The organism is Streptomyces sp. NPDC127119, from assembly GCF_042677425.1.
In the GTDB taxonomy this organism is placed as follows: Bacteria; Actinomycetota; Actinomycetes; order Streptomycetales; family Streptomycetaceae; genus Streptomyces.
Map to the genome: position 1 here is coordinate 243,256 of NZ_JBHXTO010000001.1, position 23,121 is coordinate 266,376.

General features: G+C 71.7%; 12 protein-coding genes. All 12 read left to right on the forward strand.

Annotated features, from left to right (window positions below; all coding sequences use genetic code 11):
• Nucleotides 1–32: 32 nt before the first annotated feature.
• Nucleotides 33–1,817: a condensation domain-containing protein gene (locus tag ACFVH5_RS00855; protein WP_385830971.1), complete on the forward strand. Its 1,785-nt coding sequence runs from the start codon at nucleotides 33–35 to the stop codon at nucleotides 1,815–1,817.
• Between the two features lie 17 nt (nucleotides 1,818–1,834).
• Nucleotides 1,835–9,835 carry an amino acid adenylation domain-containing protein gene (locus ACFVH5_RS00860; RefSeq protein ID WP_385830973.1) on the forward strand — a complete coding sequence of 2,667 codons (8,001 nt, stop codon included), beginning with the start codon at nucleotides 1,835–1,837 and terminating at the stop codon, nucleotides 9,833–9,835.
• Between the two features lie 40 nt (nucleotides 9,836–9,875).
• Nucleotides 9,876–10,856: a LuxR family transcriptional regulator gene (locus ACFVH5_RS00865; RefSeq protein ID WP_385830975.1), complete on the forward strand. Its 981-nt coding sequence runs from the start codon at nucleotides 9,876–9,878 to the stop codon at nucleotides 10,854–10,856.
• 99 nt (nucleotides 10,857–10,955) lie between these two features.
• Nucleotides 10,956–11,168 carry an MbtH family protein gene (locus ACFVH5_RS00870; protein WP_384798306.1) on the forward strand — a complete coding sequence of 71 codons (213 nt, stop codon included), beginning with the start codon at nucleotides 10,956–10,958 and terminating at the stop codon, nucleotides 11,166–11,168.
• Nucleotides 11,169–11,239: 71 nt separating this feature from the next.
• Complete coding sequence (locus ACFVH5_RS00875; RefSeq protein ID WP_385830977.1) at nucleotides 11,240–12,010, forward strand: thioesterase II family protein; 771 nt, start codon at nucleotides 11,240–11,242, stop codon at nucleotides 12,008–12,010.
• 11 nt (nucleotides 12,011–12,021) lie between these two features.
• The gene (locus tag ACFVH5_RS00880; protein ID WP_385830978.1) at nucleotides 12,022–15,999 is read left to right on the forward strand and encodes an amino acid adenylation domain-containing protein; all 3,978 of its coding nucleotides are present in this window, start codon (nucleotides 12,022–12,024) and stop codon (nucleotides 15,997–15,999) included.
• Nucleotides 15,996–17,435 (forward strand): MFS transporter, encoded by a 1,440-nt coding sequence (locus ACFVH5_RS00885; RefSeq protein WP_385830979.1) that lies wholly within the window; start codon nucleotides 15,996–15,998, stop codon nucleotides 17,433–17,435. Before ACFVH5_RS00880 ends, ACFVH5_RS00885 begins: the two co-directional genes overlap by 4 nt.
• Before the next feature lie 128 nt (nucleotides 17,436–17,563).
• A complete protein-coding gene (locus tag ACFVH5_RS00890; RefSeq protein ID WP_385830982.1) occupies nucleotides 17,564–18,535 on the forward strand; it encodes an aspartyl/asparaginyl beta-hydroxylase domain-containing protein in 972 nt (323 codons plus the stop codon).
• Nucleotides 18,536–18,616: 81 nt separating this feature from the next.
• A complete protein-coding gene (locus tag ACFVH5_RS00895) occupies nucleotides 18,617–19,393 on the forward strand; it encodes a 2OG-Fe dioxygenase family protein (protein WP_385830984.1) in 777 nt (258 codons plus the stop codon).
• A gap of 66 nt (nucleotides 19,394–19,459) precedes the next feature.
• Nucleotides 19,460–20,506 carry a hypothetical protein gene (locus ACFVH5_RS00900; RefSeq protein WP_385830985.1) on the forward strand — a complete coding sequence of 349 codons (1,047 nt, stop codon included), beginning with the start codon at nucleotides 19,460–19,462 and terminating at the stop codon, nucleotides 20,504–20,506.
• A gap of 17 nt (nucleotides 20,507–20,523) precedes the next feature.
• Nucleotides 20,524–21,360, forward strand: a complete 837-nt coding sequence (locus ACFVH5_RS00905) for a fumarylacetoacetate hydrolase family protein (protein WP_385830986.1) — start codon at nucleotides 20,524–20,526, stop codon at nucleotides 21,358–21,360.
• A gap of 65 nt (nucleotides 21,361–21,425) precedes the next feature.
• On the forward strand, nucleotides 21,426–23,117 hold the full coding sequence (locus tag ACFVH5_RS00910) for a non-ribosomal peptide synthetase (protein WP_385830987.1): 1,692 nt from the start codon (nucleotides 21,426–21,428) through the stop codon (nucleotides 23,115–23,117).
• Nucleotides 23,118–23,121 lie beyond the last annotated feature (4 nt).

Consider the following 23,121-nt stretch of genomic DNA (forward strand, 5'->3'; position numbering starts at 1 on the left):
GATTCCAGACCGGACTCGGAATGAGGGAATACGTGACCAGCCCTTTCGATGAACCGAATTCGAGTGTGGCCGGGGAAACTCCGGTCACCCGGCACCAGCGCGTCCTGTGCCACCTGGTCGCCGATGTCCTCGGGGTGAGCGACGTCGGGGCCGACGACGGGTTCGTGGCGCTCGGCGGAGACAGCATCATCGCCATGCAACTCGTCAGCCGGGCACGGAAAGCCGGTCTGCGGATCACCGTCGGCGACGTGCTGACGCGGCGGGACATGGCGGCGCTGGCCCAGACGGCCACCACGCTGGACCGGGAGCGGGCGTCCGTCGTGGACAGCGGCGTGGGAGCGGTCGTCACCACTCCGATCATGCACTGGCTCCGGGAACGCGGCGGCCCGGTCGACACCTACAACCAGTTCGCGGTCCTGCGCACGCCGGCCGGGCTGACGCGGCCCCGCCTGATCGCGATGACACAGGCCCTGCTCGACCACCACGACATCCTGCGCCTGCGGCTGTCCGTGCCCGGCGACGGGGCGGACTGGGCGCTGGAGACCCTGCCGCCCGGCGCGGTCGACGCGGCCTCCGTCGTCCGGCGGGCCGACGTGGCGGGACACCCCGAACAGGACCTGGCCGCGCTGGTACGACAGGAGTCGGACGCGGCGCGCGACAGGCTCCGCCCCCGGGAGGGCAACGTCCTGCAGGCCGTGTGGTGCGACGCCGGACCGGATCGCCGGGGCCTGCTCGCCCTGGTCGTCCACCACCTGGCCGTCGACTCCATCTCCTGGCGCGTCCTGGCCGCCGACCTCGCGACGGCCTGGCAGGCCGTCGAGAAGGGTGCCGCGATCGCTCTCGATCCGGTGCCGGTCTCGTTCCGCCGCTGGTCCCACGTCCTCGCCGAGCAGGCGCACTCACGGACCGCCGTCGCCGAACTCCCCGGCTGGCTCGACCGGTTGCGTCCCGGCGCCGCCCGGTTCGGCGACCGGGCGAGGGTCCCGGGACAGGACCTCGAAAGCCGCGACCGGAGCTTCACCGAGTCCCTGCCGGCCGAGTTCACCGAGGCGTTGCTGACCACGGTCCCTTCGCTGTTCAACGCAGGCATCAACGACGTACTCCTCGCCGGTCTCGCGCTGGCACTGGGCGACTGGCACCGCGCACGCGGTACGGCCGGGGACGGCACCGCACTGCTGCACCTGGAGGGCCACGGCCGGGAGGACGCGCTCGCGGAGGTGGATCTCTCCCGGACCGTGGGCTGGTTCACCAGCCTGTTCCCGATCCGGCTCGACCTGGGCGAGACGGACCGGGCGGAGCCGCACGCCGCGGGACCTGCGGTGGGCGACGCGGTGAAGCGGATCAAGGAACAGGTGCGCGCGGTACCCGACAAGGGAGTCCGCTACAGCCTCCTGCGCCATCTGAACCCGGAGACGGGCGCGTTGCTGAAGGAGGCGGCCCAGCCGGAGTTCGTCTTCAACTACCTGGGCCGTTTCGAGGTCGCGGACGACGCCGACTGGTCGGTCGTACCGGAGTACGGGACCGGTCTGGACGACACGGGATCAGGGATGCCCATGGCCCACAGCATCGAGGTCAACGCGGCCACGGTGGACCGGGCCGACGGTCCGGAGCTGCGGGCCACCTGGGCCTGGGCCGACAGCGTCGTGTCCGAGGCGGACACCCGCGAGCTGGCGCAGGCGTGGTTCCGGAGCCTCCGGACCCTGGTCGCGCACGCCCGCGAACCCGGAGCGGGCGGACTCACCCCGTCCGACCTGACCCTGAGCTCGCTCAGCCAGCACGAACTCGAAGAGATCGAATCCGATCTGCGGGCTTTCTGAGGAAGTTGACACTGAAGATGAACCAGTCGGTAGTCGAGGACGTCCTTCCCCTGTCACCCCTTCAGGAAGGCCTTCTCTTTCACGCGCTGTTCGACCGGGAAAAACACAGTCCGTACCTCGCGCAATTCGCGGTGGATCTCGAAGGACCGGTGGATTCCGAGCTCCTGAAGGCCGCCGCGGACACCGTGATACGGCGCCACGCCACCCTGCGCTCCGGATTCCGGTACCGCAGGACAGGTGAACCGATACGGGTGGTCCGCCGCGAAGTCCCGCTGGACTGGCGGGAGATCGAGACCGGTCAGGAGGACGCGGCGGAACGGATCGCCGAACTGACCGAGCAGGACTGGGCCCGGGGCATCGACGTCGGCGGATCGTCGCTGATCAGGTTCACCCTCGTCCGGCACACCGCCCGCCACCACCGGCTGCTCGTCACCGCCCACCATCTCCTGCTGGACGGCTGGTCCTTCGCCCTGCTGTTCCAGGAACTCTTCGCGGTGTATTCGCAAGAGGGCGGCACCGCCGGCCTGCCGCCGGTGCGTCCGTACCGGGACCACCTGGCGTGGCTGGCGCGACAGGACCGGGCCGGCGCGGAGCGGCACTGGGCGGCGGCCCTGGAAGGGGTCGCCGAGCCCACCCTTGTCGCGTCCGCCGATTCCCGGAGCGGTCCGCCGCCCGAGGAGGTGGAGGTGCTGCTGCCGTCGGCGACGACGGCGCTGCTGACCGCGCACGCCCGGCGGAACGGCGTCCTGCTCAACACGGTGTGCCAAGCGGTCTGGGCCATCCTGGTCGGTTCGCTCACCGGACGCGACGACGTGGTGTTCGGCTCGACGGTCAGCGGCCGTCCGGCGGAGCTGACCGGCGCGGACTCGATGATCGGGATGCTCATCAACACGGTTCCGGTACGGGTACGGCTGGACCGGGCGGCTTCGGTGAGCGCGCTGTTCGAGCAGATCCAGGCGGGCCGCGCCGCGTCGCTCGACCACGATCACCTCGGCCTGACCGACATCCAGCGCCTGACCGGTCTCCCCACCGCGCTCTTCGACACCAACGTGGTCTTCGACAACTTCCCGATGCACGACTACAAGGTCGACTCGCCCGACGGCGACCTGCAGGTGGGCGTCACGTTCCGGGACAGCGCGCACTTCCCGCTGACCCTCGCCGTCGAACCGGGCGAGCGGCTCGCGCTGCGCCTGCACCACCGCCCGGACCTGTTCACCGCCGCGCAGGCGGCCGAGCTCGCCGACCGGCTGGTGCTGCTGCTCGAACAGGTGGCCGAGGACCCGGACCGGCCGCTCTCCGCGCTGACCCTGCTGTCGCCCGAGCAGCACGACCTGGTCGTACGGCAGTGGAACGACACCGCGGCCGAGCTGCCCGCGGTGACGCTCGCCGAGCTGTGGTCGGAGCAGGCCCGGCGCACGCCGGACGCACCGGCCCTGGTCGCGGCCGACGAGCGACTCAGCTACGCCGAACTGGCCGGACGAGTGGACCGGCTGGCGGCGCGACTCGCCCACCGGGGCGCGGGCCCCGACCGGATCGTGGCCGTGGCACTGCCCCGCTCGGTGGAACTGGTCGTCGCGATCCTCGCCGTCGTCCAAGCAGGCGCGGCCTACCTTCCGGTGGATCTGGACCACCCCGCCGGGCGGATCGCCGCGATGGTCGCGGACGCCGGGCCGATCCTCGTACTGACCGACGCGAAGAACGCCGCCGCCGTCCCCGGCCCCACACCGAAACTGCTGCTCGACGAGCCGATCGAACCGAACGCGCCGGTTTGCGCCCAACCCGTGCGACCGCTCCCCGCGCACCCCGCCTACGTCATCTTCACCTCCGGATCCACCGGACGCCCCAAGGGCGTCGTGATCCCGCACGCGGCCATCGTCAACCGGCTGCTGTGGATGCAGGACCGGTACCGGCTCACCGGCGCCGACCGGGTCCTGCAGAAGACCCCGGCCGGGTTCGACGTATCGGTGTGGGAGTTCTTCTGGCCGCTGATCTCCGGGGCGGCCCTGGTACTGGCGAAGCCCGGCGGACACCGCGACCCCGCCTATCTCGCCGAGCTGATCCGGCGCGAATCGGTGACCGTCACGCATTTCGTGCCCTCGATGCTGCAGGCGTTCCTCCGGGAGCCCGCCGCGGCCGGCTGCACGGGCCTGCGCCGGATCATCTGCAGCGGCGAGGCCCTGCCCGCGGAGACACAGCGCGAACTGTTCGCCACGCTCGGCTCCACCGAACTGCACAACCTCTACGGACCGACCGAGGTCGCCGTCGACGCGACCTACTGGCAGTGCCGCCGCGACGACGAGGGAAGTACGGTGCCGATCGGCCGGCCGCCGGCCAATGTGGCGGCGTACGTGCTGGACGGCGGGCTGCGGCCGGTGCCGCCGGGGGTGGTGGGCGAGCTGTACCTGGGCGGGATCCAGCTCGCCCGGGGATACGCAGGACGTCCCGCGCTGACCGCCGAACGGTTCGTGGCCTGCCCGTTCGCGGCCGGGGAGCGCATGTACCGGACCGGCGACCTGGCCCGCTGGACCGCCGGCGGAGAGCTGGAGTACGCCGGCCGCGCGGACGCCCAGGTGAAGATCCGGGGCTTCCGCGTGGAGCTCGGCGAGATCGAAGCGGTGCTGGCCGGCCACCCCGAGGTGGCGCAGGCCGCGGTCCTGCTCAGGGAGGACCGGCCGGGCGACCAGCGCCTGGTGGCGTACGTCGTGACCCGGTCCGCGGGCCTCACGGACCTCGCACTCCGCCGGTTCGTGGCGGACAGCGTCCCCGACTACATGGTCCCCGCCGCGGTGGTCCTGATCGAGGCCATGCCGACGACGATGAACGGAAAGCTCGACCGGGCCGCCCTGCCGGAGCCGGACCGGACCGCGCACGCCGTACGGGAGCCGCGCAGTCCGCGCGAGGAGATCCTGTGCGAACTCTTCGCGGAAGTGCTCGGAGTGCCCCGCGTGGGCATCGACGACCACTTCTTCGACCTGGGCGGGCACTCCCTGCTGGCCCTGCGGCTGCTCTCCCGGATCCGGTCGGTCCTGGGGGAGGGCTTCGAGATCCGCGACCTGTTCGCCGAACCCACGGTGGCCGGACTGGCCCGGCTCACCGGAGCCGCGCGCCCCGCCCTGACCGCCCGGACGGGGGCGGAGCCCGTGCCGCTGTCGTCCGCCCAGCGGCGGCTGTGGTTCCTGAACCGGATGGAACGCGACGAGGGAACGTACAACGTGCCCGTCGCGGTCCGGCTCACCGGAACGCTGGACCGGGACGCGCTGCAACAGGCGCTGGCCGACGTGGCGCTGCGGCACGAGAGCCTGCGCACGGTCTTCCCCGAGGAGGGCGGTGAGCCGTACCCGGTCGTGCTGGACTCCGTTCCCGCGATCGAGGTCGTCGAGGTGGCACCGCGGGACCTCGCCGGCGCCATGGCGGAGCGGGTCCGCCACCGGTTCGACCTCACCGCGCACGCGCCCCTCCGGACCACCCTGTTCCCGCTCGGCCAGGACGAGCACGTCCTGCTGCTGGTCGTCCAGCACATCGCGGCCGACGGCTGGTCCCTGCGCCCGCTGCTGCGGGATCTCGGCCTGGCGTACACCGCCCGCCGCGAGGGGAGTGCTCCCGACTGGGCGCCGCAGCCCGTGCGGTACGCCGACTACACGCTGTGGCAGCGGGAACTGCTCGGGGACGCCGAGGACCCGAACAGCCTGATGACCCGTCAGTTGAGCTACTGGCAAAAGCAGTTGGCCGAACTGCCCGCGGAACTCACGCTGCCGGTGGACCGGCCGCGCTCCGCGGTGGCCGCGCAGTCCGGCGGCACGGTGGCCGTCCACTGGGAACCGGAACTGCACCGCAGGCTGCTCGAACTCGCCAGGTCCGCCGGCTGCACGCTGTTCATGGTGCTCCAGGCGGGATTCGCGGCGCTGCTGACCCGAATGGGCGCGGGCACCGACATCCCCTTCGGCACCCCGGTGGCGGGCCGCACGGACAGCGCGCTCGACGACCTGGTCGGGTTCTTCGTCAACACCCTGGTGCTGCGCACCGACACCGCGGGCGACCCCGGGTTCACCGAACTGCTGCGCCGGGTCCGGGACACCGACCTGGAGGCGTTCGCCCACCAGGACGTCCCCTTCGAGCGGCTCGTCGAGGTCCTGCGGCCCGAGCGGTCGCTGTCCCGCAACCCCCTGTTCCAGGTCATGATCCAGGTGCAGCACGGCGGGACCACCACCGCGGACTTCGCCGGACTGGAGACCGGCCACGCCCCGGTGAGCTGGGACGTCGCGAAGTTCGACCTCAGTCTCGAACTGGTCGACGAGCGCGACGACCGGGGCGCACCGGCCGGCCTGACCGGCTACCTGGAGTACGCCGAGGAACTGTTCGACCGGACCACCGCCGAACAGCTCGTGGCCCGCCTGCGACGGCTGCTGGAACAGGTGCTCGCCGCCCCCGAACGGCCGATCGGCGCCGTCGACGTCCTCTCGGACGGTGAACGGCGACGCCTCCTCGCCGAGCGCCCCGTGCCCGTACCCGCGCCGCGGACCGTGTTCCTGCCCGACGCGTTCCGGGAGCAGGCCGCCCGCACCCCCGACGCGACGGCGCTGGTCTTCGAGGACACCGCGCTGACCTACGCCGAACTCGACGCACGTGCCACCCGGCTCGCCCGCCACCTCGTGAGCCGGGGCGCGGGCCCGGACCGGGTGGTGGCGGTGGCCCTGCCCAGGACCACGGACCTGGTGGTCGCCCTGCTGGCGGTACTGAAGTCGGGCGCCGCCTTCCTCTTCGTCGACCTGGCGTACCCGGCCCGGCGGATCGCCCACCTGCTGGCGGACTCCGCCGCCGCCCTGGTCGTCACCGACAGCGCGTCCGCCGGATCGCTGCCCGTCCACGAACCGGTGCTCGTCGACAGCCCCGCACTCGACGACGTGTCGCCGGAAGGACTCACGGTCGCGCCCGCCGCCGACCATCCCGCCTACGTCGTCTACACCTCGGGGTCGACCGGCGTGCCCAAGGGCGTGACGGTGACGCACGGCGGGCTGGCCAATCTGCTCGCCTTCTACCGCGAGGAGGTCATCGCCACCGCCGAGCGGACCCGCGCCCCGGGACGCTGCCGCATGGCGCTCACCGCGTCACTCTCCTTCGACACCTCGGTCGTCGCCCTGCTGTGGCAGGCCGTCGGCCACGAACTCCACCTGATCGGCGACGACACCCGCCGCGACCCCGCCGCCATGGCCCGCTACCTGGACCGGTGCGGCATCGACGCCCTCGACGTGATGCCCAGTTACGCCGAGGAGCTGATCCGGCAGGGGATGCTCGACCCGGACCGGACGCCGCCGGCGGTGCTGATGACCGGCGCGGAGACGGTGGGCGAGAAACTGTGGACACGGCTCCGGGAGACCGCGGGGATCACCGTCTACAACATCTACGGACAGACCGAGACCACCGTCGACTCCCTGTTCTGGACGTCGGACGACGGCGACCGGCCCCTGATCGGCCGGCCGATCCCCGGTGTGGACGTGTTCGTGCTCGACCAGGACCTGCGTCCCGTCCCGCCGAAGGTGATCGGCGAACTGTACGTCGCGGGAGCCCAGTTGGCGCGGGGCTATGTGAACCGCCCCGGCCTCACCGCCGAGCGGTTCGTCGCGAACCCGTTCAGGCCCGGACGGCGCATGTACCGCACGGGCGACCTGGTCCGGTGGACCGACGACGGCGCGCTGGAATTCCTCGGCCGGGCCGACGACCAGGTGAAGATCCGCGGGTTCCGCGTCGAACTCGGCGAGGTCGGGGCGGCACTGGCCCGCCACGAGGACGTCGCGCACGCGGTGGCGGTCCTGCGCGAGGACCGGCCCGGGGACGCACGGCTCGTCGGCTACGTGCTCGCCCGGGACACGGAACCCGACGTACGACGGCTGCGCGAGTTCGTACGGCAGAACCTGCCGGACCACATGGTGCCCGCCGCGATCGTGGTCATCGACGAACTGCCGCTGACCCCGAACGGAAAGGTCGACGTCGCCGCGCTGCCGCAACCGGTCTACCCCACCGGCACCCGGCGCGCACCGCGCACCCTCCGCGAGGAGCTACTGTGCGGGCTGTTCGCGGACGTGCTCGGCCGTGACGAGGTGGGCATCGACGACGGCTTCTTCGACCTCGGCGGCCACTCCCTGCTGGCCGTGCGGCTGAGCAGCAGGGCGCGCTCCGTGCTGGGCGTGGAACTGCCGGCCCGGCTGCTGTTCGCCACCCCGACCGTGGCCGGACTGGCGGACAGCCTCGACGAAGCGCTCCCCGGCAGGCCCGCGCTCCGGGCGGGACAGCGCCCGGACGTGCTGCCGCTGTCCTACGCCCAGCAGCGACTGTGGTTCCTCGACCAGTGGGAGGAGACGGGCACCAGCTACAACCTTCCTGTCGCTCTGCGCCTGCGGGGTCCGCTGGACCGGGACGCTCTCGAACAGGCCTGGTCCGACGTCACGGACCGGCACGAGAGTCTGCGGACGGTCTTCGTCGAACAGGACGACCGGCCCGCGCAGTCGGTGCTCGCGCCGGGAGCGGTCCGGCCGGTACTGGCGCACCGCGAGGTGACCGAGGCCGGGATCGGAGCGGCGATCCGCGCCGCGGCGGACCAGCGGTTCGAACCGGCCGCGCAACCTCCCCTGGCCGCCCACCTGTTCACGACAGGGCCGGAGGACCAGATCCTGCTGCTGGTGTTCCACCACATCATCTGCGACGGCTGGTCGCTCGGGCCGCTCCTGCGCGATCTCTCCACCGCCTACGCCGCCCGCACCCGCGGCGAGGCTCCGCGGTGGGACGAACTGCCCGTGCAGTACGCCGACCACGCGCTGTGGCAACGGGAGTTGCTGGGCGGTGAGGACGACCCCGACAGCCTGCTGTCCCGTCAACTGACCCACTGGCGCGACCGGCTGGCCGGTCTCCCGGTCGAACTGGCCCTGCCCACGGACCGGCCGCGGCCCGAGATCAGCGACTACGCGGGCGGATCGGCGGACATCGCGTGGGGCCCCGACCTCCACCGGAGCCTGCTCGCGCTCGCCAAGGAGCACAACTGCACGCTGTTCATGGTGCTCCAGGCCGCATGCGCCGCCCTGCTCGGCAGGCTGGGCGCGGGGGAGGACATCCCGATCGGCACCCCCGTGGCCGGCCGCACGGACGACGCCGTCGACGACGTCGTCGGGTTCTTCGTCAACACGGTGGTCCTGCGGACCGACCTCTCCGCGGACCCGAGTTTCGCGGAACTGCTCCGCCGCGTCCGGGCCACCGACCTCGCGGCCTACGAGCACCAGGACATCCCGTTCGAGCGGCTGGTGGAAGAGCTGAACCCACCGCGTTCGCCCGGCCGCCACCCGCTCTTCCAGGTCATGGTCCAGCTCCAGCACGCGAGCGACGGTCCGCGGTTCCCCGGTCTGCGGGTGTCCGACTGGCCCATCCCGTCGACCACCGCGAAGTTCGACCTGGTCGTCGACGTGGAGGAGCGGCTCGACGAGGACGGAGCACCGGCCGGACTGACCGGGGCCCTGATGTACTCGACCGCGCTGTTCGACGCCTCGACGGGCGAGCGGCTCGCCGACGGCCTGCGCCGGCTGCTCACCCAGGCCGCCGAGGACCCGCGACGGCCGGTCGCCGATTTCGACGTACCACCTGTCCAGGACCGGCAATCCGACGACCGGCGCTCCGACGACCGGCGGTCCGGTGACGTCTCCGCCGGCATCTCCGGTGACGTCACCGCACGCCCGGCTCCCTCGCGGGACGCGGCACCGGCCGCCACCGGGCCGCGTACGGCGACGGAGGAGGTGCTGGCCGGGCTGTTCGCGCAGGTGCTCAGCCTGGACTCGGTCGACGTCGACGACAACTTCTTCGCCCTGGGCGGGCACTCGCTGCTGGCGACCCAGCTGATCTCCCGGGTGCGCTCGACCCTGGGGCTGGAACTGCCGGTCCGCGAACTCTTCCGCGCCCCGACCGTCGCCGGGGTCGCCGTGTACCTCGCGACGGCCCGGCCCGCCCGGCCGGCGCTGCGGCCCGCCGCTGCCCGCTGACCGCGCGGGCGTTCACCGACAGACCTGGGAGACGGACCTCATGCTCACCATGTTCGGACTGGAACAGCTGGAAGAAGCGGTGTACCGGGAGATGCGCGGGTCGCCGCCACCGGTCGCCGAGGAGATCGCCGACCGGCTGGCCGTCACGCCGGACCTGGTCCGGGCCTGTCTGGACCGGCTGCTCGAACTCGGCCTGCTGCGGCCCTCGTTCGAGGTGCCCGGCCGGTACGCGGTGGTGGACCCGGTCCTGAGCCTGCAGCAGTCGCTGGCCGGCCAGCACGAGGAACTGATGCGCCGGCAGCGGCGGATCGCCGAGACCCATGCCGAGGTCGTCCGTCTGCTCGTGTCCGACGCCTCCGGCCGGTCGGGCCGGGCCGAACAGGTCGAACGGCTCCTGGGGATGGACGAGGTGCAGTGCCGGGTGGACCGGCTGACGGGCGAGGCCACCCGCGAGGTGCTCACCTTCTGGCCCGGTGGCGCGCGTTCGGCGCCGGAACTCATGGCGGCGCGCCGCAACGACGCGGCGCTGCTGAGCCGCTCGGTGTCGATCCGGACCGTCGGCACGGACACCGGCTCCTACGACGCCGCGACGACGGCGCACGTGCAGTGGCTGACCGGCAACGGGGGCCGGTTCCGCCGCTCCGAGGCGCCGCTGCCGAGGATGACCCTGTTCGACGGTTCGGTCGCGCTGGTCCCCCTCGACCCGCGGAACGCGACGGCGGGCGCGCTCCAGGTCACCGACCCCGGACTCGTCGCCCCCATGGTCGCCCTGTTCGAACAGACCTGGTCGTCGGCGACCCCGCCGGACACCGGGCGGCCCGCGGCGGACGACACCCTGAACGGCAAGGAACTGGCGCTGCTCAGGCTGGTCGCCGAGGGGTGCACCGATGCCGCCGCCGCCGGCCGGTTGCATGTCTCGCACCGCACCGCCCGCCGCATGATGGCGGCCCTGATGGAGCGCCTGGGCGCCCGCAGCCGCTTCGAGGCCGGGGTCAAGGCCGCCAGGCTCGGCTGGCTCTGACCACCGGGCGACCCCCGTGCGGCCCCGCGCGATCGGCGGGCGCCGCCCTGAGCTGGCCCGCCGCACCCACCTGTGACACCACTCTGAGAGGACCATCCCGTGAACAACCCGTTCGACGACGAAACAGGCTCCTACCTCGTCCTGACCAACGCGGAGCGCCAGCACTCCCTGTGGCCCGCGGACATCGACGTACCCGCCGGATGGTCCACCGTCTTCGGCGCGGCGACGCGGGCCGCGTGCCTGGCCCATGTCGAGGAGAACTGGACGGACATGCGCCCGGCGTCCCTCGTGGCCGCGATGAACGGGGCCTGACCGATGACAGCGAACGACATCGGTACCGCCGCGCCGACGCCCGCCGCGCCGACACTCACCGGGGCGTCACGGTGACCGGCGTACGGGACACCACGATGGTGCCCCTGCACCGGACGCCGCACGCCGAACGGACCCTGGTCGGCCTGAGCTTCTTCGGCGGCGGTACGGCCGCGTACCGGCCGTGGACCGCGCACCTGCCCCCCGCGACCGACCTGACCGTGCTCTGCTACCCCGGCAGGGAGGGGCGGTTCGTCGAGCCCTTCGCCCGCGACTGGTCCGAGCTGGTGGACGATGTCGCGGACTCCCTGCGGGCGGCCGACCTCGGCCCGTACATCCTCTTCGGGCACAGCATGAGCGGCTGGACGGCCTTCGACGTCGCCGCCCGGCTGGAGCCGGACGAGGCGCACCGGCCCGAGGCGCTCGTCCTGTCCTCCTGCAACGCGCCGGACCGCGGCCTGACCGACAGCGAACGCTCTCCCGCGGCCCAGGACGACGACGAGCGGCTGCTGGAGTGGATGGGGACGCACGGCCTGCTGCCCCCGCACGTCCGTGAGAGCGCCGACCTGACCGAGGTGGCGCTGGAGCTGATGCGGGCCGACATCGCCGTCCGGGACACCTTCGTCCACAGCGGCGCCACGGTGAGCGTGCCGCTCCAGGTGTTCTCCGGCGCCGGCGATCCGCTGATCCACGCCGACACGGGCCCCCGCTGGAACGGCCTGACCTCCGGCCCGTACCGGCACGACGTGCTCGGCGGCGGCCACTTCTACACCCCCGAGATCTGGCAGACCCTCCCGAGCCGGATCGCCCCCGTCCACGCCGTCGCATCCGGCTCTGCCTCCTGAGGAGTGACCTCGTGTCCCCAGTGTTCCCGGTGTCCTACGCCCAGCGCAGGCTCTGGTTCCTGAATCGCGTGGACGGCCGGTCGGCGGTCTACAACTGCTCCCTCGTGATCCGGGCGAGAGGTGAACTGGACCGCACCGCCCTGGCGGCGGCGCTCACCGACCTGGCGGACCGGCACGAAGTGCTGCGCACGGTGTACCCCGGGGCCGACGGCGAACCCGTACCGCGCGTGCTCGACCGACGGCCCGAGCTGGACGTGGTCGCGTGCGAGGAGGATGAACTCGCCGACGCGCTCTCCTCGGCCGTCGACCGCGGGTTCGACCTGACGACGGATCTCCCGGTCCGGGCGACGGTGGTCACGACGGCGCCACGCGCACACGTACTGGCGCTGGTGATCCACCACATCGCCTGCGACGAGTGGTCCTGGGAGCCGCTGCTCACCGACCTGGCCACGGCCTACCGGGCCAGGGCCGCGGGGGAGCCCCCGCGGTGGACGCCACTGCCGGTGACCTACCCGGACTACGCGGTGTGGCAGCGGGAGCTGCTGGGCGACCAGGACGATCCGGCGAGCCTCCTCGCGACGCAGCTGTCCTTCTGGCGGGAGCAACTGGCCGGGCTGCCCGCCGAACTGGACCTGCCGTTCGACCGGCCGCGCCCCGCGGTGGCCGACCACCGCGGTGACCAGGTGCCGCTGAAGCTCGACGCCGAGCTGCACGGACGCCTCCTCGCGGTCGCCGCCGACCACGGCTGCACCACGTTCATGGTGCTGCAGGCCGCACTGGCGGTCCTGCTGTCCCGGCTGGGGGCCGGTACGGACATCCCGATCGGCACCCCGGTCGCGGGACGGCTCGACGAGGCACTGGAAGACGTGGTGGGTTTCTTCGTCAACACGCTGGTGCTGCGCACCGACGTGTCCGGCGATCCGACCTTCACCGAACTGCTGCACCGGGTACGGGACACGGATCTCGCCGCCTACGACCACCAGGACATCCCCTTCGAGCGGCTCGTCGAGGACCTGAACCCGGAGCGGTCACTGGCACGGCATCCGCTCTTCCAGGTCATGCTGACCCTGTCCAGGGGCGAGGAGGCCACGCTCGCGCTGCCGGGTCTCGAGTGCACCGAAGTGCAACTGGACTCGCAGGTCGCGAAGTTCGACCTGTCCGCCGACTTCCGGGAGAACCACACGCCGGACGGGAACCCCGCGGGCATCGACGGCTCCCTGGAGTACGCCACCGGCCTGTTCGACCGGGCCACCGCCGACCTCGTCGCCGATGCCCTGCCCCGGTTGCTGGGGCACCTCGTGTCGGCACCGGACCGGCCCACCGGCGAGGCCGACCCGCTCTCCGCCGAACACCGCCACCAGGTCCTCGACGTGTGGAACGACACCGCCGCGCCCACGGCGACGGCCACCGTGCCGGAGCTGTTCGAGGCGCAGGCCGCGCGCACGCCGCGGGCGACCGCGCTGGTGTGCGGGAGCACGAGCCTCACCTTCGCCGAACTCGACGACCGGGCCGACCTGCTCGCGCACCGGCTGCGCGCCCTGGGAGCCGGGCCGGAACGGGTGGTCGGGCTGGCCCTGCCGCGGTCGGCCGACTCCGTCGTGGCGATGCTGGCCGTGCTCAAGACCGGCGCGGCCTATCTCCAGGTCGATCTCGAATACCCGCAGGACCGGATCGCGCACATGCTGCGGGACACCGCACCGGTCGCCGTCGTCACGGACACCGCGACCGCCGCCGCGTACGGGTTCGGCGCGCTGCCCACGGTGCTCGTCGACCGACTGGAGACACCGGCCGCTCCCGTCGCCGCCCTGAACTGCCGCGTGCTGCCGGAGAGCGTGGCGTACGTCATCTACACGTCCGGCTCGACCGGCCGCCCCAAGGGCGTGCTGACCCCGCACTCCGCGCTGAGCAACCTGTACGCCTTCCACCGCGCGGGGCTGATCGCGCGCACCGAGGCCACCGCGGGCCGCCGGCTGAGGTCCGCCGTCACCGCCTCGCTGTCGTTCGACACGTCGTGGGAGGCACTGTTCTGGATGCTGGCCGGACACGAACTCCACGTGATCCGCGACGACATCCGGCGGGACGCCGCCGCGCTGACCGCGTACGTCGAGACCGCCGGGATCGACGTCCTCGACGTCACCCCCACCTACGCGGAGCATCTGCTCGACGAGGGCCTGCTGTCCGGACCCGGTGCGCCGCTGGTGCTGCTGCTCGGCGGGGAGGCCGCCGGGCAGGCGCTGTGGACCCGCGTACGGGAGGCGTCCGGGACGCTCTGCTACAACCTCTACGGCCCCACGGAGTGCACCCTGGACGCGCTGTGGTGGGACGCCGCGGACAGCCCGCACCCGCTGATCGGCAGGCCGATCGGCAACACCAGGGTCTTCGTGCTCGACGAGCGGCTGCGCCCCGTCGCGCCGGGCGTCCCGGGCGAGTTGTACGTGAGCGGCCCCGGCGTGGCCCGCGGCTACCTGAACCGCCCGGCCGCCACCGCCGAACGGTTCGTCGCCTGCCCCTGGGCCCCGGACGGGGAGCCGGGGAGCCGTATGTACCGCACCGGTGACCTGGTCCGCTGGGACCACCGGGGCAGGCTGGACTACCTGGGCCGCGCCGACGACCAGGTCAAGGTGCGGGGCTTCCGCATCGAACTGGGCGAGGTGGAGGCCGCGCTGGCCCGCTGCCCGGAGGTGGCGCAGGCCGCCGTGGCCGTACGCGAGGACGCCCGGGGCGACAAGCGGCTGGTGGGGTACGTGCAGCCGGCCGGGGACCGGGCGCCCGAGGCCCGCGAGCTGCGCGGGTGGCTGTCCTCGATCCTGCCCGACCACATGATCCCGTCGTTCTTCCAGCCGCTGGGACGGCTGCCGATGACACCCAACGGAAAACTCGACCGGGACGCGCTGCCACCCCCGGACTTCACACACCGTCCGGCGTCGCGCGGTCCGCGCGGACCCTACGAGGACGTTCTCTGCGGGCTGTTCGCGGAGGTGCTGGGGCTGGACCGGGTCGGCGCCGAGGAGAACTTCTTCGAGCTGGGCGGTCACTCCCTGCTCGCCACCAGACTGCTCTCCCGGGTACGAGCGGTGCTGGGCGGGCACCTGACCATCCTGGACCTGTTCCAGGCACCCACCGTCGCCGAACTGACGGACCGGCTCGCCGACGGCACCCGGCACGACCCCCTGTCGGTGCTGCTCCCCTTGCGGACGGGAGCCGGCCGGCCCGCGGTCTTCTGCGTGCATCCGGCCGCCGGCATCAGCTGGGGCTACGCGGGCCTGCTCGGTCACCTCGACGCCGGTCACCCCGTCTACGGCCTGCAGTCGAGGGGCCTCACCGATCCGGCGGCGACCGGCCGCTCCTGGCGCGAGACGGTCGAGGAGTACGTGCGGCAGATCCGGTCCGTCCAGCCCGCGGGCCCCTACCGGCTGCTCGGCTGGTCCTTCGGCGCCGTGGTCGCCCACCTGCTGGCCACCGAACTGCAGTCCCAGGGAGCCGAGGTCGACCTGCTCGCACTGCTCGACGGCTATCCGCCCGACTCGATACCCGGCCACCCACCCCTCGTCGACGGCGACTCCGGGACGTACACGGAGCTTCTGGAGTCCCTGGGGTACGACCTCTCCGAACTCGGCGGGGGACCACTGGGCTACGAGGACTACGAGCGGGCGGTCCGCCGGCCGGGCAGCCCGCTCGAACGGCTGACGCCGGAAGAGGCCGCCGCGCTGGCCCGGGTGTTCGTGGACAACGACCGGATCTTCGAGGAGCTCCGGCCCGGGACGTACCGGGGGGACCTGGTGTTCTTCTCCGCCACGGAGGGAAGACCCGAGGACGCGCCGCCGCCGGAGTCCTGGCGCGACCACGTGACCGGCCGGCTCGAAGTGCACGAGATCGCCTGCGGCCACGGTGAGATCACCCGGGCGGAGCCGATCGCCCGGATCGGCGCCGTGCTCGCCGGGAAACTCGCCCTGCTGGACGGTTCGCGGCCCACGGCGGGTGAACGATGACCGCCACGTCCCGACAGAGCCCCGTCGACCAGGACACGTCCCACGAGAACCCGGTCGACCAGGGCACGTCTCACGAGAACCCGGTCGACCAGGGCACGTCTCACGAGAACCCGGTCGACCAGGGCACTTCCCACCAGAGCCCGGTCGACCAGGGCACGTCCCAGCAGAGTTCGGTGGCCGGACGCGAGTTCCGGTTGTTCTGGTTCGGGGAGACCACGAGCCTGCTCGGCAACGGGATCGCCGTGGTGGCACTGCCCCTGGTCGCCGTCATCACCCTGCACGCCGACACCTTCGTGGTCGGCATGCTGACATCGGTCGCCTATCTGCCCTGGCTGATCCTCGGCCTGCCCGCGGGCGCCTGGGTGGACCGCCTGTCCCGCCGCCCGGTGATGCTGGTCTGCGACGCCGTCTCCTTCGTCACGTTCGTCAGCGTGCCGGCCGCGGCCTGGGCGGGCGTTCTCACCGTCCCGCACCTGCTCGTGGCCGCGTTCACCGGCGGTTGCGCGAACGTCTTCTTCACCACCGCGCACCGCGCGTATCTGCCGACCCTGCTCCGGGACGAGGAACTGCTGGCGGGCAACGCGCGGTTGCAGGGCAGCGAGTCGACGGCGGAGGTCATCGGCCCCGGCCTGGCCGGAGTGCTGGTGCAGGCCTTCGGAGCCGTCGCGGGACTCCTGGCCAACGCCCTGAGCTTCGTGGTGTCGTGGCTCTGCCTGCGGGCGATCCGGACGACCGAGCCGCCGCCCCTGCCGGCCCCAACGGTCCGGCGGCGCCGGCTGCGCACCGAGGTCGGCGACGGTCTGGGATTCCTGTTCCGTGACCCCGTCCTGCGTACCCTCGCGGTCTTCAGCGCGGTGTCCAACATCGCGTTGACCGGACTGAGTTCGATCGAAGTGGCGTTCCTGGTACGGACGGTCGGTGTCGGCGAGGCCGTCCTCGGCGCGGTGCTGACGTTGTGCGGCCTCGGCGGGGTCCTCGGCGTGCTGCTGTCCCACCCGGTGTCCCGGCGGTTCGGCACCGCACGGGCCGCGCTGATCTTCCAGGTCTGCGCCGCGCCCTTCACGCTGCTCTTCCCGCTGACCGGCCCGGGAGCCGGCCTCGCGTTCTTCGTCGTCGGCGGTGTCGGCGGCGGCGCGGGAGTGGTCGCGGCGAGCATCATCACCGACACCTTCCGCCAGCGGTACTGCCCACCCGACCTGATCGGGCGCATCAGCGCGAGCGCGGCCGTGATCAGTTTCGGCGCCATCGCCGTCGGCGGACTGCTCGGCGGCGCGCTCGGCGAACTGTTCGGCGTCCGGGAAACACTCTGGGCGATGAGCGGGCTGCAAGTCCTTTCGACGGCCATTCTGCTGTTCAGCCCGATACGAAAACTGCGCGATTTCCCCGAATCCGACCGCGCAATTCTTGCGGCCGAGGCCGAAAAGGCCGTGTCCTAAAGGGTCCTGGCCGTTTCCGCACACCGTCGAAGGCTTTTCTCGGCGTAGCGCATAAGTAAGATATTGATAGCGAAGAAAGAACGCAGAGAGTTCATCGAAGCGAGGTTTTCATGCAAGAGGGAAGCTCTTTGGAGCATCTTCCGGCCGCGGTTCTTCTGCGGGACGACCTGGACATCGATCTGCTGAACGCGGATCTCGCGGAGCTCAGCGGTTCCGAGTTCTGGGCATTGCAGCGGTCCTTCGAGGACGGCGTCGTCGGGGAAGAATCCGATGTGGACTGGAAGGTCCTTTCCCTGCGCGCTCCGGGCGGGGACGTCCGGCGCACCGACCCCGGCGGTCCGGGACGTGACTGGTTCGCCGACACCCCCCTGATGGCGAAGGCGCCCTACCTCGGCCGGATCCTGTCCGAACTGGGCACCGAGCTGCGCAGTGTCCGGCTGATGGCCCTGGCCCCCGGGGTGTCCGTCCCGGAGCACTCGGACACCCCGATCGGCCTCCCCTACGGCTATGTCCGGCTGCACATCCCGCTGGTCACCAATCCCGGGGCCGTACTGGTGATGGACGGGACGGAACAGCGCTGGCAGCCGGGAACGCTCTGGTACGCCGACTTCGACCGGTCGCATTCCGTACGCAACGAGGGGGACCGGGCCAGGATCCACCTGGTCGCGGACTGCGCGACCAACGACAGTCTGCTGGCCCTGTTCCCGGAGAGCTTCCGGGCCGCGCTGCCGGCCAGCGACATCGCCTACTACCGGCCCGTCCTGCCCCTGACCCGGCCCGAACTCGCCGAGTTCGGCTGCCGCTTCGCCGTCCCGTTCTCCTTCATGGAGTGGGGACTCCAGGTGGTCGACGACCAGGAGAGCGACCTCGTCGCCGAAGTGAGCGCCGAGGACGACGGGCTCGTCCTGCGCGTCGAGGGGCGCGCGCCCGTGGAGCTGCTGCACCTGGGCGCAGGCGAGTTCCGGCTGCTCGGCTGGAGCGAGGAACGGCTGCTGCGCCTCGACCTCTTCGACGACGGCCCGCGGGTGGAGTTCTCCACGCGGCGCGGACGCCGGCGCCAGGTGGTCGTCCGCCCGGCGCACCGGCTCGCCACGGTCTGACGGCCCGACCCGCCGACCACCACGGCCCACCCGTCGACGACCACCAGTCCACCCATTTCACGACCCTGCTTGGGGACAGTCATGCACACACTGACCGAAACGCCCGCCCTCGTGGAGAACGGATTCGCCCGCTGGGACCTCGCCGAGGAATTCGGGATCTCCGAATCCGACGCGTCCTTCCAGAGCCTTCGCGCCGAGTTCGTCGACCTGCCACCGGACCCCTACGCGACGGAGGAAGGACGCAACCGCCGCTACGCCCGCGGCGTCTTCCTCCCCTGGTCACGGGAGTTCAGCTGGATCCCGGACACGCACCTCGGTGAACAGGGCTGGATGAACGGCTACTGGCAGGCCGACCACAACCCCGACTACGTCGGCGTGGTCCGCAAGCTGCCCGCGATGAGCGAGTCCGCCCGGAACAACCCGATCATCCACGAGATCCTTTCCTTCGACTACGCCCAGACGCGCTGGTCGCAGGACGACGCGGCGTTCCCGCTGCACGTCGGGGTGCATCTGATCAAGCTGGCCGTGGACGACCCCGGGCACGAGGCCATCTCCTCGCCCAACGAACTCCACCAGGACGGCGAGCCGTTCGTCTTCGCGCACCTGGTCTACCGCCGCAACGTCATCGGCGGGTCGAACATGATCGCGCCGCCGAAGTACCGGGGCAAGCTGCCCGAGGACGTGCCCGCCGGCGAGGCCTTCGCCGAGTTCGAACTGACGAAACCGCTGGAGTCGTACGGCGTCACCGACGAGAAGGTCAGCCACTACGTGGCCCCCATCAGGCGCGGGGCGGGACCGGAGACGGGCGAGCGCGCGGTGATCCTCGTCGACTTCACCCCGATGCGCCAGCACATCTGAGACGGATTCCGCACCATCCGACTGTCCATGTGAATGTCCGTGCTGAGCCGAGGAGGGCGAAAGCCCATGAAAGACAGCCGATCCCGGGCGATGTCCGAGATGCAACTGCTCGACTGCACCTTGCGCGACGGTGCCTACGCCGTCGATTTCGAGTTCGACGAGAATTTCGTGGTCGAACTTCTCTCCGGCCTCGACGAAACACCCGTTTCCAAGGTCGAGATCGGTCACGGGATCGGCCTGGAGGCCGAGCGAACCGGCGTGAAGGCGGGAAACATCGATCACTTCACCTGGTGCGAACTCGCCCGGTCGACACTGACCACGAAACCCTGGGGAATGTTCGCGCAGCCCGAGTTCACCCGCCCGGCGACGATCGCGCGGATGTGTGACCGCGGAATGTCGTTCGTCCGGGTCGGTGTGGAACCGGACCGTGTCCGGGACCACCTGCCCTACCTCCGGCAGGTCTCGGACGTCTGCGGGGAGGTCTATCTCAACCTGATGAAGTCCAGTGCCACGTCCGTCGACCGGCTGCTGGACATGCTCGACGGGGTCGGACCGGAGATCGCGGGAATCTACGTGGTCGATTCCTACGGCTCGATGACGCCCGAGACCGTCGAAAGCTATGTGAGCGCGGTCGCCGACCGGTACCCGGTCGTCGGCTTCCACGGTCACGACAACCTCGGCCTGGCCAACATCAACACCCTCACCGCCTTCCGGGCGGGCGCCACCGTGCTCGACGGGACGCTCCACGGCATAGGGCGCGGCTCCGGCAACGCCGCCATCGAATCCCTCGCCGGGATCGTCAGCGTCATGGACCGGGACCGGTTCGACTACCAGAAGCTCGCCGAACTCGCCGAACTCTGCCGGGTCAACATGAAGGTGATCGGCGAGGAACGCAAGATGCAGGTCCTCGGCGCGGTGATCGGCATCCACTCGGGCTTCTTCGGACTGGTCGAGGAACTCGCCGTCAAGTACGGGACCGACCCGGCCCGGCTCATGGAGGCCGCCGTCGTGGCGGCACAGGAGAGCCCGCGTGCCGCCGACTTCCAGGCGGCGGCGGCCAGGATCGCCGACCACGCCGGCCCGCGCTCCCTGCAGCTCGCCAACGCCAACTGACCGAGAGGAGCGACGACATGAAGCTCGCCAGGAGCGGCAACGGGCAGGACGTCCTCGTGGGAATCGACGGCAGCTGGTTCCCGCTGCGGGAGATCGGCGGCTACGAGAAGGTCACCCGCATCGGGGACCTGTTCGGGGACCCGCGGTTCGGCGACCTGGAGGCACAGGTCAGGAGGCGGACGGCCGGGTCCGGCGGTGTCGCCGTCGACCTGTCCGACGCGGCGACCGTCGTGGACGACGACGCCGGCATCTGGGGCGCCGGACTCAACTACCGCCGGCACTCGGAGGACCTGGAGACCGAACAGCCCGGCCGCGGCCCCGGCTCGTACCTGCGGCCCGCCTCGTGCCTCATCGGCAACGGCGGAACCATCCAGCTCCCGACCCAGTCGCAACGGGTGACCGCCGAGGCGGAACTGGGCCTCGTCGTGGGCACCCGCTGCAAGGACGTCCCCCGCGACAAGTGGCGGTCCGTCATCGCCGGCGTGACGGCCGTCCTCGACATGACCGCCGAGGACGCCATCCGCCAGAACCCGCGCTACATCCCGTGGGCCAAGGGGTTCGACACGTTCTGCAGCATCGGCCCGGCCCTGGTCACCCTGGACGAGTTCCCCGACGACCGCCTGGACGGTGTCCGGATCGCCACCGTCAGGAACGACGAGACCATCGCGGCGGCGACACCGCGCGACATGAAGTACGACCTGGGCTACCTCGTCGAGTACTTCACCATGGGCCGGACCCTCGCACCGGGAACGGTGATCTGCACCGGAACCCCCGGCGCCGTACAGATCAGGCCGGGGGACACCGTGCGGGCCGTGGTCGAAGGCGTCGGCACCCTCACCCACCCCGTCGGCTGACCCGACGGCCGCTGTCTCAAGCCCGCTCGGCCCTGCGCGTCGGCGGAGAGTGGAACTGGAGTCACATGTCCCTCATACACGCATTCGAACGCGTTCTGCGGGAGAACCCCGACGGAGACGCCGTACGGACGGCCGACCGGACCGTCAGCTACCGCGAGTTCGACAAACTGACCCAGATCTTCGCGGACGACCTGTGCGCGGAGGTCGCCCCCGGCGGATTCGTCGGCATCGAGGCGAGCAGGGGGCTCGGCGCGATCACGGCGATGATCGGAGCGCTCCGGGCACGACGCCCGTTCGTGTTCCTCGACAGCCGCGACAGCGTGGCGTCGAACTCCGGGAAGGTGAAACTGCTCGGCGTCCGGCGGCTGGCCCGGTCGCGGGACGACGGCGAGCCCTGCCTCACCGACGTACCGGAAGCCTGGAGCGCCGGCGCGTCCGATCCCGTGAGCGGGCTCTCCGACGTCGAGGGCGAGCTCTGCTACGCCATCCACACCTCCGGTTCGACCGGCGAGCCCAAGTGCGTGCTGGTGCGCCCGGCCCCGCTCGCCGCGGTGGTCCGGGACCACGTCGAGCGGCTGTCCGTGGGGCCGGACTCACGGACCCTGCAGTTCGCCCGGCTGACCTTCGACGGGTGCATGACCGAGATCCTGTGGACCCTCACGGCCGGGGCCTGCCTCGTCGTGCTGGACGAGGCACGCCTCGCGCCCGGCACCGAACTGCGGCACACGCTGGAGCACTTCGGCATCACCCACCTCAAGACCACTCCGTTCGCGCTGACCGCGACCGAGCCCAGCGGCGCGATGCGGCTGCGCCACGTGATCAACGGCGGCGGGGCGTGCCGGTCGGCGGTGGTCGCCACATGGTCCGAGGTGGCCGCGCTGCACAACGCGTACGGCGCCACGGAGACCACGGTGTGCAATCTGCTGACGGAGCCGCTCGACCCGGCCGAGTGCCGGGACGGGGTGCCCCTCGGCGACGTGGTGGGCGACTGCGCGTACCACCTGCGCGACCTCGACGAAGGGGCCGCGCACACCCGGACCGCCGGCCCGGTGCGCCGGGGCGAGATCGTCATCACGGGCCCCGCCGTCGCCGCCGGCTACCTGACCGAGCACGACGTGCGGCCGTTCGGGCCGGCGGGCGACGGGACGGAGTACCGGACGGGCGACATCGCCGAACTCCGCGACGGCAAGCTGTACTTCGTGGAACGCCTGGACCATCAGGTGAAGCTCCGCGGCTACCGGCTGGACCTCGGCGAGATCGAGAACACCGTGTGCCGGGCGGAGTCCGTAGTCGAGGCGGTGCTGGCCGTGGAGTCGCCCGACGGCTCGGAGGACGGCGGGGGCGACGCGCTCGTCTGCTACTACCTGGGCGACGCCGACCCGAGAGACCTGAGGCGCCATCTCGAAGGGGTCCTGGACCCGTACAAGATCCCCTCCGTGCTGCAGCGCGTCGAAGCGCTGCCGTACACCTCGAACGGAAAGATCGACCGCGAATCCCTGCGGGGAAGCCGCGTCCTGCGCGAGGACGCCGTGGCGACCCCCGTCCAGCAGGTGCTCACCCTCGTGGGCAGCCTCACCGGGGTCGGTGACGCCGCGCTGGACGACAACTTCTACGCCCTGGGCGGCAATTCGGCGTCGACCCTGTCACTGGTCGCGAAGCTGCGCGAACTGGGCTGGCTGGACGCCGGGGTGCGCGACGTGCTGCGCGCGCCGGACCTGCGCGTCCTCACGGACCAGCTGCGGCAGCGGAGCGTGTAGCGCG